The sequence below is a fragment of the Pseudoalteromonas sp. SG45-5 genome (assembly GCF_014164085.1).
GTDB lineage: Bacteria > Pseudomonadota > Gammaproteobacteria > Enterobacterales > Alteromonadaceae > Pseudoalteromonas > Pseudoalteromonas aliena.
On record NZ_JACJEM010000126.1, the window covers coordinates 1 to 1,028 of the forward strand.

A 1,028-nucleotide genomic window follows, 5' to 3' on the forward strand; every position below is an offset into this window, starting at 1 on the left:
GGCTAAAGCACTTCCGTGCTATAGCGACAAGGTACGATAAATTGAAATTACAGTTTGAGAGTATGTTAGCGCTGGCATGTGCAATGATTTGGCTACCAATGTGAAAGATCAACAGCCCCTAGTAAGGCCGTAAACTTGTCTTGTAAAAACGCAAAGAAGCCATGTTAGGAGTAAACCTAACATGGCTTTTTTGTACTGTCGCTATTTTATATCATGCTTTAGTAATCACTTTATTAATAAATTTTATAAAGAAAGCTCTTCTTTAGCGCGAGTTAAGTTGTGCGATACCATTGTACTTGTAGACATTTGGTTTGCTTCGTATAAATCAGCAAGGCCAGCTGTGTCGTTATTCGCTTTTAAACGTGCAACACCACGGTTGCTTAATGCGAATGACGTAAGCTGGCGTACTTTAAATTTGGGTCCATCAGCGTCTTTTAAAAGCGCAATTGCTTGTGTACAAATTTGTTCAGCTTCTGCATAATTTTTCGACTTAACATTCAGTGCGCAGCTGTTAAATGATTGCTCAAGTGGCTGTGGCGCTGTCGCAGTTTCAATAACCATTAATTTGTAATCACTTTGCTCAGCCATTGCAGCAGCTGAACATGTAAGTAGTGAGCTAAGAGCGATAGTTTTGATAAGTGTTTTCATGGTCGTAGTCCTGTTATGCCGATTGTTTAAATTAGTGAGCTTTTTTAGCGTCAAGAAAATAGCTTAATAACAAGGCAAAAAATATGAAATATAGTCGTTCTATATAAGTAATTTTTAACGCAGTTAGTGAGTTATTTAATTCGCTAAAATGATCATGTTTTAATAAAATTGGTATTAGTTAGCCGTGCTTGTTGCCGACAACTGAACTTTAGAGAATTAACACAAAACCGACAAACGATTAAAACAAACCTAATAAGTGAATAAATCTAACCTATAGACTTTAGTCTAATGCCAAACTACTCATTTACAGTAATTGGTATTTATACAATCAACAACCAAACCCACACCTCATTTAGTACGTTCAAGCAATTTAACTACTT

At 36.1% G+C, this 1,028-nt stretch carries 1 protein-coding gene and 1 pseudogene; one reads left to right on the forward strand and one right to left on the reverse strand.

Annotation, left to right across the window (positions count from 1 at the left end):
* Nucleotides 1–104: pseudogene (locus H5119_RS20605) on the forward strand (IS5/IS1182 family transposase); the annotation flags it as partial.
* Nucleotides 105–243: 139 nt separating this feature from the next.
* Here H5119_RS20605 and H5119_RS19920 read toward each other — a convergent pair.
* Complete coding sequence (locus H5119_RS19920; RefSeq protein WP_182703468.1) at nucleotides 244–648, reverse strand: hypothetical protein; 405 nt, start codon at nucleotides 646–648, stop codon at nucleotides 244–246.
* Between the last annotated feature and the right edge of the window lie 380 nt (nucleotides 649–1,028).

Bases quoted from the DNA above. Each gene is read 5' to 3' on its own strand.
- H5119_RS19920 (WP_182703468.1), bottom strand. From the start codon at position 648: ATGAAAACACTTATCAAAACTATCGCTCTTAGCTCACTACTTACATGT.